Origin of the sequence: Providencia rettgeri (assembly GCF_001874625.1) — a bacterium.
GTDB classification, from domain to species: domain Bacteria; phylum Pseudomonadota; class Gammaproteobacteria; order Enterobacterales; family Enterobacteriaceae; genus Providencia; species Providencia huashanensis.
Genome location: NZ_CP017671.1, coordinates 2,434,233 through 2,447,599, shown reverse-complemented (window position 1 = coordinate 2,447,599; position 13,367 = coordinate 2,434,233). Strand labels below are relative to the sequence as shown.

Here is a 13,367-nt window from a genome sequence, read left to right as displayed (position 1 = left end):
CCGGCAAGAAACTCACGATAAATATTTTTTACAGTGATCATAGGAGCCATTAACTTACTCCTATATTATTTGAAACAATAACCTGCTCACCCTCTTCAAGACCCTGAATAATTTGAACAAAATGGCGATCGGTGATCCCAACAACAACCGTTTTAGTCTCGGGTTGATTACCATTAAGTACCGTGATTTCATATTCATTGGCGGCAATTGAACGACCTAAAGCATTAACCGGTATACGCACAACCCCTTTAACCTGAGCAACACGAATAAATACTTGTGCTGTCATAGACGTTTTTAATTCGCGATTTTTATTATCAACTTCAAAGGTCCCTGAATAATATACGGCATTATTCTGTTGGTTATTTGAGCTTGCCATATTCCGTTCTTCTAAAGCTTCTTGAGGCACTGGTTGAACATACCCCATCGTTCCCTCATAACGTTTATCTGGGTCTGCAAGCACATAAAAATATAACGGTTGACCTGAATGTACGGATTGAATATCCGCTTCTGAAATACGCGTTTGAATTTGCATTTTATCCAGATTAGCTAATACCAAAATCGTTGGAGCCGTTTGGGAAGATACTATCGTTTGCCCTTCATTTGCGACAATCCCTAAGACTTCCCCAGCAATTGGCGCTAAAATTTGTGTGTAACTTAAATTTGCATTTGCTGTTTCAACTTCCATTTCTGATTGAACAATTAATGCTTCATTCATTTTGACTTGATACTGCTGCGCTTCATATTGTGCTTGTGCTTGTTCATAATCACTGTCGATGCCAGAACCGTCTTTACGTAATTTTTTTTGTCGTTCAAAGGCTTTTCGATATTGAACTAATATAGCTTCTGAAGACGCTTTTTGGGCTCTAACACTCGATAACTTGGCTATTGCATTACGTAAATCAGATTTTTGAATGGCGGGGTCAATCTCAGCAAGTATTTGTCCTTTGAAGACTTTATCTCCCTGTTTAGCATACAAATACTTTATCTGCCCATTAACCTGAGCACCTACATTCACCTGTACAGAAGGCTTTAACGTCCCGGTTACCATAATGATTTTTTCGATATCACCACGGTCGGCTGTTATCACCGTCATTTCTTGAGCAATATTCGACTCAGTGCGTGTTGTAGCGAAATACACGATAGCAAATAGTGCAGCGGTAATACCGAGCACGATCAGTAGGTTGGAACCCCGTAATTTAAATCGCTGAGCCCACTGTTTCATGGCACTGACTCAGCGAATAAAAGTGGATTGTTCAACTGAGCTTCCTGCTGACCACGGTTGTTATCAATAGTCTTTGTTAGCTCACCATCAATGATTTGATAAACCACATCAAACCTTGAAGTTATCTTATCACTATGTGTCACGACAACTAACGTCTTGCCCATTTCATGGCAATGCTTTTGAATAGCTTGAATAACTTTAGCGGCGGTTTCTTCATCTAGATTAGCGGTTGGCTCATCAAGTAATAATATCGGCCTAGTGCTATACATAGAGCGAGCTAATAATAAACGCTGCCGTTGGCCTAAAGATAAAGCGCTATGGCTCTCGCGAATAAGGGCATTTATTCCCCCAGGGAGGTTATTAACCACTGAATCTAATACTAGGCTTTTTAACAGTTTATTAATGATTTTTTGTTCTTTTTCCTGAATATTCGGTGCAAACAGTGTGATGTTTTCCCAAACTGAGGTATTAAATAAAATGTCTTCTTGGCTTTGTAAACACACTAACTGCGCCAATTGTTGATACACAATCGTATCCCCATCAGAATGACAAAGGCCATGTTGATATGGAATTAACCCTGCAATCACACGCAATAGTGTACTTTTCCCGGCGCCAGACTCCCCGACGATAGCTATTTGAGCGCCTGTAGGTAAATCCAAAGAAACATTTTTAAAATTTGCTTGGCCGGATCATAACTAAAATCAATATGTTCAAATGTTAAATGCGGAGCGCCACCAAGGTGCGACTTAGCGTGGAAATTCGCTACCGCAGGTTCAATTCGCTCTGGAAATAAGCTATTCGCACGTGTATCAATAATATGTAATTGAGATTTATGAATAATCGAATAAAAAATTCGGGTAATATAGGAAGTAAAAATTTGGCGAATAAAGCTATAAGCAAAAAAATCACCAAGGGATATCATTTTACTGGCGACCATTGGGAGTATGACTAACATAAATACCACCATTTCTAGGCTACCGGTCAATTGGTAAAGAGTCCCTTTAACTTGCTCATAAACATTTCTTTTTTGAATACAAGTGAATAAATCCCGACTTAACCATGCAAATTGTATTTTACGTTGCTCTTCCAATCCCCCTGCTTTTATAGTCAGTATCCCTTGAAGGGTTTCCATGAAAAAATCATTCAATGAAGCTGTTTTTAATTGCAATTGTTGGGTATACCAGCGGTCACGAATAATAGCCCAAACACTGATTAACCCCATCACAGTTACACCAACAGATGAAATTGCAGCTAACACAGGCGCTATCCAAAACATAATTGCCAGCGCAATAATGCCAATAACCCAATCTGTACGTAATTGGTTATCAAGCTCTATTTTCTGTGCCATTGCCGATTGCCAAGCCATAAAACGACTAAAAACATCGCCTGGTGCACGCTTTTCAAAAAAGCGTAATGAATTACTCAGTAATTTAGAGAAACCCACTCCACTATTGACTAATACAAAGTGCTTAATAAACCGTTCAGTTATCGCTCTAACACCAAGAGCCAGTAAAGAGGCAAGTACAAAAGCAACAATAAATAACCCATAGGGGAAATCCGCATTTTCAATATCAGAAAATGCTTTATTAACAGCATTACTTACCATTATTGGCATAATAAATAATGTTAAACCAACTAAAAAAGTCAGTAGCATTAACCAATAAATTCCCGAAATAGCACTGGTTTCTTTTAAACTCATTATCCCCAAAGGGCGTTTTTGAATTGTTTGTTGCTCTTTGCGGCCTACCGCTACCGTATTTGCCTCATCTGATTGGCTTTGGTTATTCGGGTCTAAAATAAGTGCATAACCACTAATTTCTAGCTTTAACGCTGAATACGGTAACCATTGCTGACCAATCGCTGGATTGATCACACAGACATTATTCCCTTTCCGATAAGCTAAAATAACAAAATGGTTAGCTCCATAATGCAAAATTGCGGGAAGCGGAATACTTTTTAGCTCATCATGTTCAAAAAGAACGGGAGCAGTTGCAATACCGAAGTCTTTAAGTATTGTCGAAAGTTCTAACAAAGAAGTGCCATGATCTGTCGCAGGATAGCGTTCACGCAGAGTATCAAGTGAAACAGTAACACCTTGCGTATGGGCTAACATAGAAATACATGCTAAACCACATTCATTCGTTTCTTCTTGATAAACAGTATTAGGGATAATCTTGTTCATAAGAGGTCAATGATTAATAAAATAAAGTGAATGGCTATGCCACAAAAGCCAATCATTAGGGTAATCTCGAATCGTTTTTTCAATAATGATTGGCAATTGATTAGCAATATCTGTTGCGTGCACAGGAGGATAAATATTGATTTGTATTCCATTTTTGCAATATAAGTTATAGAAAACGACTTGCGCTGAAATCACTTTGGATAACCGAACAACACCACTATGTAATTTCGCTGGACGATTAAATAAACGGCAAGCTAATTTATTATTTATCCCTTCCCCCGTATGAATCGTATAATCTGGGGTAATATCAGGGAAAATAATCATATTTTTCTGTCCTGATGCCGTTTCAGTCATTAATGTCATTAAATTTTTTGCTAATGACTTATCCTCTTGATGTATTGAGCAATAAGATAAATTAATTCCCCCAAGAATACGGGCGGTATCATCAAATTTAGTTTGCTCAGCACTTGAAGACACAATAACCGTCGCATTTTTAGGTGATGTTCCTGCCCCTACGATAGTAGCTAATACATCAGAAACCATATGCAATGGCGCTAGAATAACGGGGACTTGTTGTTCATGCAGAGGCTCAACAATTTGATTAAGTTTGTGTGTACACGCTTCTATTTGTGACATGATTTGTCTGTTTTGCCCCCAAGTTGCGCCCTCTTCTAAAATATACCGACGTACCGCGATCCATGCGGTATCAATACGCCCTGGTTTATCCATTAAACACTGGTAATTTTGAGTAGCGACCTTAGTTCTATTACGATAATTCCTACCGATAACCCCAAGGCGGCATAATGTATAACTAACTATTAATAATAGTGGTGTAGATATATAACGCAGTAACCACCTAAATAGAGTCACCGCACAGGTATTTAATTTCACAATACCTACAAGTGCTGCGTCAACGACACTTCTAATACCAAAAATTAGCCATACAATAATAAAGCGGCCCACAATTACTCCTGCTTACTCTTTTCTAAAAGTTCTGCCATATACTTAGTAAATTCAGGAAAATCACGGTCTTGATAAACAACATAGCGCTTATTGATAATGAAAGCGGGTGTTGCCGTAATATTGTAGAATTCAGCAATGCTCTCCATATAATCAAGTTTTTCAGCTACAGCTGGGGTATTGCTAATTTCAAGGTACTTTTCAGTATCAACATTATGCTTTTTCAACCATGCCAATAGTTCGACTTGATTTTTAAAATCAACATTATCATTTAAAACAGAATTAAAAATGGCTGAGCGTAAACTAGGCTCAATATTCATTTCTTCTAAAGTCGCAAAAATAGGTGCATAGGCCGCTAGTGGAGTATACTTACTTGCTAAGTGTATTGCTTTGAAATTATCATCATCAGGCAGTTCTTCTGCAAACTTCATGATGGCATCATTATTTATACCGCAGTAATAACATCCATATGACATAACCTCAATAATACTGTTATTTTCTTTTATTGGGCTCGACAATACTTTTTCGGCTGAAATTTCAAAAAATGTTTGCTGACTTTGACTATTATCTTTAAAGGTCTCAAAAATAAAAACATGATAAAACATGACTGTTGTAAGCACAGAAATCATAATGACAAAAAAGGTATATATGATAATCGTTAATTTAGATATTTTTCTATTATTCATTACAGTTTTACCATTGGATTGAAAGCAAAGCATGCAAAGAATCCCTCCTCAGCATGCTTTATAATTATTACATAACAACTAGATTATAAAGGGCATTTACCTGTTGCAGGTTGTGCTTTATAACTTACTTCACCGTGCTTATCAGTACATTTTGTGATCTGTTGGCAGGTTGTCAGGCCAGCACCTACTTTTACAGTATCAAATGATGTTTCACACACTGGCGCTGTTCCACCAATAACTTTTGATGCATCTACTGTATTTAACAATTTCATATAATTTCCTTATTTATTTTTAGCTATTAACTATTAGCTATTAGATAAAATCAATTTAAATATTTCGCCTTAATAACTTTGACTAAGTAGCCAATAAGGCGGTTTGGATTATATGCATAACAATAATATAAGTTCAATTTAATGGGTAGCTATTCAATCCTAAACCCTGCCTATATTCATGTTATAATTATCCTTATTAGGGATTAAGCAGTTTTTTGGTTATTACTTAACTCCACCCCATCATTTATCACAGGTTAAATATTGGAATGATGACAGCATTGGAGTAAAATCAGATAATTGTATTTATTTTTATTTTTCACTAATTTCATGAGTGATACATATAAATATTAACAATTAGAAATATTATTTTACTGATTTAACACATCTAAAAATTTAAATATTTAGGTCAATACAATCTATTACTCCTCATAAGAGTAATAATTTAAAAAGGAGTATTCTAAGGGTTAATAAAAACACCAGTTAAAATTTCACTTATATACTATCAGATACTTTTCACCAAGTTGTCATATTGATAAACATAACCTTAATAATATTAACTTGCATTAACAACATTAATTATAAAGGTAATTGGGTTCATTATTTTCTAATGTGTATAAATAATAATACACTAAAAATTAATATGAGGGAGCCATAAAGGCTAATGTTGAAATAGTAAAAAAATGGAGGCAATAAATTGCCTCCTAATTAGCGAATCATGAAAATGAAAGTTAAACTTTACTTACCTAATAAATATAGCTTAACAGAATAAACATAACAATAATTAATTTACCACATCTTCATTTAAAACAATGTCACTTGAATTTTATTTATTAACTAAAAAAATTAATTATATACTTAAATATATCATATACATATACACAAAAAATCATAATAATATAGATTCAATTTTGGTTATATATCTATTATTAAAACACCCCAAACAACCTCGCATGAAATAAAATCATGCTTTATAAATGAGAAAACTAAAATGGCACATGACAAAACTATAATATTACAAAATAATAAATCATTAGGTTACTTCAATAAACTTATTGTTTCTAAAGGAAATAACTCTCATTTTAATAATAACAAATATAAAAGTGATACAAGCGGTACATTGGCAGGTTCAGTTCATTATGTACAGAATTGTATAATCCCAGCGGGAAAGCATATTCCTGATGATATTCAACCAAGAATAATATCTAATCGAAAAACTATGTTTCTATTCCAACCTAGAGAATTCATAGCGCATAATGATGACGTCAAGTTATTTGTTTTTGATAAACAAAAACGTATTATATTTGAAGCTAAGATGAAAAATCCAAATGAGCTAACGTCAACTTGTGAACCAATCTATGCCAATATTAGTCCTCCCCAACCCCACCCTAATGAAGTTACTATCATTGTTAGTAATGATAAACAATTGCATCAGTTAGATGACCCCGATTATTTTAATGATATTATTCTTAATCATGATACGGTTAAAATAATCACCAGCGATGGTCACTACAATTCATCATTCAAAGTTGAGTCAGATGAAAAATATTCGCGAAAAAAAATCATATTTCAATGTAAATCAACTTATCGATTTTCAGTATTTTTCAATGGTAGAAATGTTGAGTTAGCTACAGGTGACGAACTTACACTCATTAATGTAGATGGCACTTGGTTCGAAATAAATACAGAAAATAACTGTGACCAATTCCTATCAAAAATAGACTATATTGGTAATTGTTGGTCAATTATAGTGCCAAGCCAATTTATTAAGCCTAATATTACCTTACAATTTACACATCAAGATAAAAAAGGAGATATTGAATATATAGATATTGGTGCACCTAATGAGTTACTTCTCCATACTATTGCTATTGGTATGTTAACACCCTATAGGGACAAATTCGAATTTCAACAAATGCATGAATATCATCAGCAATATTTTCAACAAGTCCCCTTATCTCGCTTAACGGTAACAACCTACGATCCTATTTATTTAACCGAACTTATGTTGCATGATGGCCGGCTACTGGTAGGTATTGCTCCTGGTGATGGGGGTTGGCACACCGGCATTATGCGGGAATACATAGCAAAATCGTTAATTGCATCTGGAATTAATTTTGCCAACTACGGCTTTTTCAATGCAGGAAGAGACAAAGCGAGTAACATGGTAACACCACAAATAACCGTACACACCTCTATAGGAAAATATGAAAATGGGTTACAAGTGCACGGCGGTTCTGGTGGTGCAGGTATGGCGACATTAGATGACACTATTCGTAATGAATTTAGTCATGAAATTGGACATAATTATGGCTTAGGGCACTACCCCGGTGGATTTTATGGTTCTGTCAACGCCGTTCCTAGCCAGCGAAATTCAACATGGGGATGGGATAGCCACAATAATTTTTTTATTCCCAATTTTGAAAGCGCAACACGAAATAAACCCACGTATTTACAAAATGAAGGTGAAGGGTTATTCGCACTCCCTTATAAGGAGCACTCTCTCGGCCATGATGCAATGGCTGGGGGTTCACCTATGTATGAAAAATACAATGCATTTACCTTACATACTCCTCATTCACTTAACCAAATTCAACATTTTCTTGAAAGTAAAGCTGTTTTTAATGTTAACTCGGCCACAGGGTTTTCTCGCTGGGATGAAGAATTACAACAAATGAGAGAGTACCGTCATACCACATCAAAATATATTTATAGTGATGTCCCCATAGAAAATGGTAAAGATATCACCGAAGAGCAATTAATAAATATTTTCCAGTTTAATAAAGAAGCTATGATCCACTGTTATAATGGTAGACATGCACCTAATATTATTTTCCCTACCCCCAATAATTACCCGGATTATTTAATTACTATTGATACTTCAGCAAGTTATAGTATTACTCTTCATCTAAATGATACTCAGAAAATTATACATAATAATGAAGTACTACATTATATCTCTGATGGCCGCGAATGGATTATGCATGATGATGATGCACTTCTTAAGGATTTGGTCCCTTACAAGCAAGGTGTTAAGGTGATAACCTTATTAGGGTTACATGACCCCGAAAATAAATTGCCAAGTTATATTTACCCTGCCCTTAATGGTTCTTATGGGATGGTCTATCCAGATGATAGTAATAAACTCGATACAGATTTAGATTACCTCGAAGTCAGCCTTATAACTGGAAGATGTTTACAATTTCAGTTAGCCCCCATTCAAATTAATAGAAATGAAATGAACCAATTTCACGTGAATATCGAAAGAAGTTTACACCCCGTAGAAGCTAGGGTCATTCATAATGGCTCAGTGATTACAAGCCGTAAGATTAATTTAGGTAATGATGACCTAACCTTTACTATCAATTCTAATTAGTTGATAAACTCCTCGTTTATATAAACGAGGAGTTTATGTGGAGAATCACATCATTATATGGAAATAAAAAACTAATACCATTATAGCAAAACAAATAGCAGGTCCAAATGGAATGTAACTTTTTTCATCAATATCATAGTACTCAGCAAACTCTCCTCGATCCGGTCTATAATTAACAGACCTAACAACTAAATAAGTTAATAAACCAAATAATACCGATAACAAAATAAGCCAAGGGATCGCAAATAACCCAATAAAAGTGGCGCCTGCAGCAAACAGTTTGGCATCACCATCACCGAGCCCATCTTTACCTGTCGACAATTTGAACCCCCAAATAACTATTTTAATCACTGACCATACGAGCATACAGCTTGTGACAGATTGCAAAGGAGTTATATTTGTCCAGCTCATTACAGAACTTAATAACCCGAGCCAAATTAACAAATAGTTCAGTTCATCTGGAATAATTAACCATTTAAGATCAATGAAAAATATAACATAGCAAACGGAACATAACCCTAAAAACATCACCAATGTAGCGAGTTCCCTATCAAAATAATAGTAGAAAATAACCAAACCAAAAAAAAAGCCAAAAATAAATTCTGAAAGAGGATAAAGTTTCGATATAGGGCAATGACAATGTCGACATTTCCCTTTTAAAATTAACCAGCTTAATATAGGAATATTGTCCCGTTTATATACTTTATTTTTGCAAGTTGGGCAGCGAGAGCCAGGAAAACTTAATGAAAAATTCCCCGCCTCTCCCCGTGTAAATATTATAATAGGCAAACGATATATTACTACATTGATAAAACTACCAACACAACAGCCTATAATAATGGCAATCACAGTATAATAATAATGAATAAACTCTAACATACTAGTCACAAATCTTCATTATTGAACCGTCTTTTTCATATTTTTTTTGATCAATATATACATTATTATAAGCGTTGATACTGCCTCTAAAATAGGTTATTTTATATTTTCCTCCATGCCCCCATCCCAGATCTCTATCTATTGCATCAATATTGGTATAAATAAAATCTGTTTTTTTAAGGTTAATATCATAAGCACTTAATTTTTTATTTTGACTTATCGCATTGACTAATTGAGCAAAATCCAGATCTCCCGCTTTAAATGCATCCCGTTCTAATTGGTATGCTCTAGAATAAAATGGGTTAGTCGCAAGGTCTCTAATAATAGGGCTTCGGTTCCAGTCCATTGCTAATGTGTATTTTTCCCCTAATGTTATGCTACTTAATACACTTGCATTACCGTATAGCGTCTTGTCAATATCATTATCTGATGCAGATTCCGACCCCCAAGAACTATTACCTTGTCCAGAATAAGTCACACTTGTTAATTCCAGTATAGGCGGAACAGATGATTTTGGGTTATAACCTGTTTTGGCTTTCCACTCAAATGTAACTGTAGGTGCCGGTCTCCCTTTTAGTTCGGGTGGAGATGCTGGTGGGTTTGAATCATAAATATGAATTGTCAGTTTTTTTATTGCGCGTCCGGGTAACCAAATAATATCGTCAGGTTGTCGAAAGTATTCACTACCGCCATAAGTAGTTGGTGCAGCTTGCTGCCTTGGAAAATAGTTAGCGTTGTAAACACCTCGATTTTTGATATAGAGTATTTGGCTATTATAAGACTCAAAAGTACGTTTCCGATCAGTTTTTGTCGGTTTTCCCAAACCTGCATCCGAGATTGACATACCACTGTACTCTCTTGCGCTCATCGGTATGGGCGAAACCTCTTTTTTTGTAGAATAATTCCCAAGTAACGGCGTTCTACCATCAGGTTTCCGTATCGTATCCATTGCAAAAAAATTAGCAATTTTTATAGGAATACCCCGTTCTTCTTCAGTCCAATATTCTGCGGTAACCGATACATTTACTCGATTACTAAATTTAGATGTTAAACCAAAATCACGTAATGTAGAAATAAATATAGGTAATGGCGTCGATGTATTAGCACAAACCGACATTATTGGATTAGAAGCAGTGTTATTAATATAATTAACACCTTTTGTTGTTTTAGCAACCGCTATTATGGGCAGCAGCAACACGGTACAAAAAATTACTTTTTTCATTATTAACCTCTCACTTACATTTGGGACATCTTAGATAACTGATCTGATAACGAAAATAGTGCAATAAACACCCAGATGACACAACCGCCTAATATTAATGTTGAAAATGATTTTAATAATCCTGCAAGCTTATCCATTTTGTCATTAATATTAATTTTTGACTTTTCAGATACTGATGTTAATACATCATGAAATGATGGTAATGCGGAATACAAACTAATATTCAAAAGCTCATGTACATTTAATAACCCTGTATTCAGCGCTTCTCCGTAGTTTTGACCTTTGGCCATATTAACTTTCATAATATTAATATGACTTTTTAACCATCTATTGGCGTTTAAACTCAATATTGTCAATGCATCATTAATAGGGATTTTATTTTTTAACATCCCTGACAAACTATTTAATATAATAGAAGCATTTAATTGTTTGAAAGTAGAAAATGGTACTACTCTGTCCATAAACCTATCCCTAAATAACCCAGTTACATTTGCCATAATAACCCTAGTTATTATCGTTAATAGGATGACTGCTACTAAAATATAAACCCATAACCCATTATATAAAGCCAAGCCAAATTCATATAATGAACTGGTCACAACAGGCCAACGCGTAACCGGTAGTACTCGTTCAAAGGCAGGGAAAACTTTGACCGCATAACCTGCTATCACAATTAAAGATAAAGCCAACATAATCAAAGGAAATGTTATTGATTTGATGACTTTTGACATTAATTGGTCTTTATATTTAATAACCTCAACGATACTGGTAAAGCCATTGGCAAGTGCCCCACTTTTCTCTGAAGAATAGATTAAACTTAATTCACTCTTTGGTACCATCCCATCAAAAACGGATGCAATAGATTCTTTATTCGCCATTTTGTCTAATAAATAATTCAATTTATTGACAAACCCTTTGCCTATAACCGTTTCCCCTTCTTTTTTTAGTTTTATGATTGAATCATAAATCGGAAGGTTAGAGTTAATCATATCAGCACAAAATTGATATAAATATAATCGCTGAGATTTAGTGAATTTTTTCAAAAATTACCTCCATATCTTCTGCTGGAATAGCGCCAAATTCATGAGTAAACCAGTGGTAACAAACTTTATTTTCAATTACTAATAACAGCGTTTTTTCTTTAATTTGAAACCCCTCACCAATTCCTTTTCCAATTAGCCTTTTTTTACGCCAGTGCATATACGCTTCAAGCCAATTATTTTTCGCTATTGCAGATAATTCATCAATTGATGGCCGCATATATTCGATAACGAGTTTACGTCCTTTGATACCCGTATATTTGCAATGCTGGCAGCCATCTTGGTTAAGCACTGATATTTCAATTTCCCGGGAACCGAAAATGGCAAGCTCTGATTTTTTACAGTGCGAACATAGTACTGGCATTAACTTTTGACACTGTAGGCCCGCAATAAAACCAGGTGTACACAGTTTGTCTCCTGTAATACCGAGTGCCGATAGCCGCTGTAATAATGTTACAATGCTCCCTGCGTGAACGGTTGTGAAACAATAATGGCCACTTTCAACTGCACCAGATAATGCATTAGCTGAAATTTTATCTCGTATTTCACCTATCATAAGTACATCTGGATCACGACGTAATGCGGATTTAATCGCGGAATGAAACCCTCCACCATCGACATCTAATACTGAACTTTGTTTGGTACCATAGATATAATATTCAACGGGGTCTTCCACCGTTAAAAAACAACCTTTGTTGTTAAACCGATTTATTTGTAGCCATTCAATAACTGTCTTTAATGTTGTTGATTTCCCCGACCCCGTTGTTCCTGCAATAAAATAAGCACCATATGGATTACTTAGTATTGATTTAATATCTTCAATTTCTACCTCAGATAACCCTGTACTCTCCAATTGAGGGTTAGGGTTAGTATCTATAGAAGCAGGTATAATTCTCAATACACAATGATAACAATCACTTGTCTCTCCAAATATTGGGAAATGTGCATAACGAAACCGGTATTTTTTACCTTTCAAATCATACAAAATATTGGCACTTTGCGGTTGTTGGCGATTCCATGTTGTCTCTTTAGTCGTCGCTTCAACGTTATACAATACAAACACCAATTCATCACAACTAGCAGATGTTAACTGAGAATATAAAATTAAAGAGCCATTAACCCTAAACTCTACTTTTGAAATAACATCCCCACGAGTAATATGTAAATCACTCGCCCCAGTATCAACGGCAACCTGCAATAAACTTTCTAGTTCTTTTTGGACATCACTGGTTTCATATAATAGGTTACTGCTCTTGTCTCGAGTTGCTTTTTCAATAATTTGGTAATATTGAGATTCAGTACTCAACATAAACCCACAAATATTTTTCTTATAAACTGAACGCGTATAATATAAATCCATATATATACTCTCTAGTTTATCAATCTTAATTTTATTGATAACTAAATACTTGGATTTATTATAATCAACAATGATTAAATTTTTTTCAAGCAACTCAAAGTGGCATTTTTCTAATGCCTTCACCCCACCTTCAATACAATTTATGTTAATAAAATCAATTGATTGGAACAT

General features: G+C 34.9%; 9 protein-coding genes and 1 pseudogene. 1 reads left to right on the top strand and 9 read right to left on the bottom strand.

Annotated elements, in window-relative coordinates; all coding sequences use genetic code 11:
* Positions 1-49: 49 nt before the first annotated feature.
* From RB151_RS11290 to RB151_RS11270, 5 genes and pseudogenes are all read right to left on the bottom strand, one after another.
* Entirely contained in the window at positions 50-1,222 is a 1,173-nt protein-coding gene (locus tag RB151_RS11290) for an efflux RND transporter periplasmic adaptor subunit (RefSeq protein WP_042843754.1), read from the bottom strand.
* A pseudogene (locus tag RB151_RS11285) lies at positions 1,219-3,404 on the bottom strand (peptidase domain-containing ABC transporter). Before RB151_RS11285 ends, RB151_RS11290 begins: the two are co-directional and overlap by 4 nt.
* Positions 3,405-3,410: 6 nt before the next feature.
* Positions 3,411-4,367, bottom strand: a complete 957-nt coding sequence (locus tag RB151_RS11280; protein WP_071548102.1) for an ABC transporter — start codon at positions 4,365-4,367, stop codon at positions 3,411-3,413.
* Between the two features lie 2 nt (positions 4,368-4,369).
* A complete protein-coding gene (locus tag RB151_RS11275; protein WP_071548848.1) occupies positions 4,370-5,050 on the bottom strand; it encodes a DsbA family protein in 681 nt (226 codons plus the stop codon).
* 83 nt (positions 5,051-5,133) lie between these two features.
* Positions 5,134-5,322 (bottom strand): DUF4762 family protein, encoded by a 189-nt coding sequence (locus RB151_RS11270; protein ID WP_042843756.1) that lies wholly within the window; start codon positions 5,320-5,322, stop codon positions 5,134-5,136.
* Positions 5,323-6,310: 988 nt separating this feature from the next.
* Here RB151_RS11270 and RB151_RS11265 point away from each other — a divergent pair.
* A complete protein-coding gene (locus RB151_RS11265; protein ID WP_071548101.1) occupies positions 6,311-8,695 on the top strand; it encodes a M66 family metalloprotease in 2,385 nt (794 codons plus the stop codon).
* A 45-nt stretch (positions 8,696-8,740) separates the two neighbouring features.
* Here the strand turns inward: RB151_RS11265 and RB151_RS24340 are convergent, their stop codons facing one another.
* The 4 genes from RB151_RS24340 to RB151_RS11245 are packed head-to-tail and all read right to left on the bottom strand — an operon-like array spanning position 8,741 to position 13,367.
* Positions 8,741-9,574: a prepilin peptidase gene (locus tag RB151_RS24340; RefSeq protein ID WP_071548100.1), complete on the bottom strand. Its 834-nt coding sequence runs from the start codon at positions 9,572-9,574 to the stop codon at positions 8,741-8,743.
* A 1-nt stretch (position 9,575) separates the two neighbouring features.
* Complete coding sequence (locus tag RB151_RS11255) at positions 9,576-10,796, bottom strand: hypothetical protein (RefSeq protein ID WP_042843759.1); 1,221 nt, start codon at positions 10,794-10,796, stop codon at positions 9,576-9,578.
* A 14-nt stretch (positions 10,797-10,810) separates the two neighbouring features.
* Positions 10,811-11,839: a type II secretion system F family protein gene (locus RB151_RS11250; protein ID WP_042843760.1), complete on the bottom strand. Its 1,029-nt coding sequence runs from the start codon at positions 11,837-11,839 to the stop codon at positions 10,811-10,813.
* A complete protein-coding gene (locus tag RB151_RS11245) occupies positions 11,823-13,367 on the bottom strand; it encodes an ATPase, T2SS/T4P/T4SS family (protein ID WP_071548099.1) in 1,545 nt (514 codons plus the stop codon). Before RB151_RS11245 ends, RB151_RS11250 begins: the two co-directional genes overlap by 17 nt.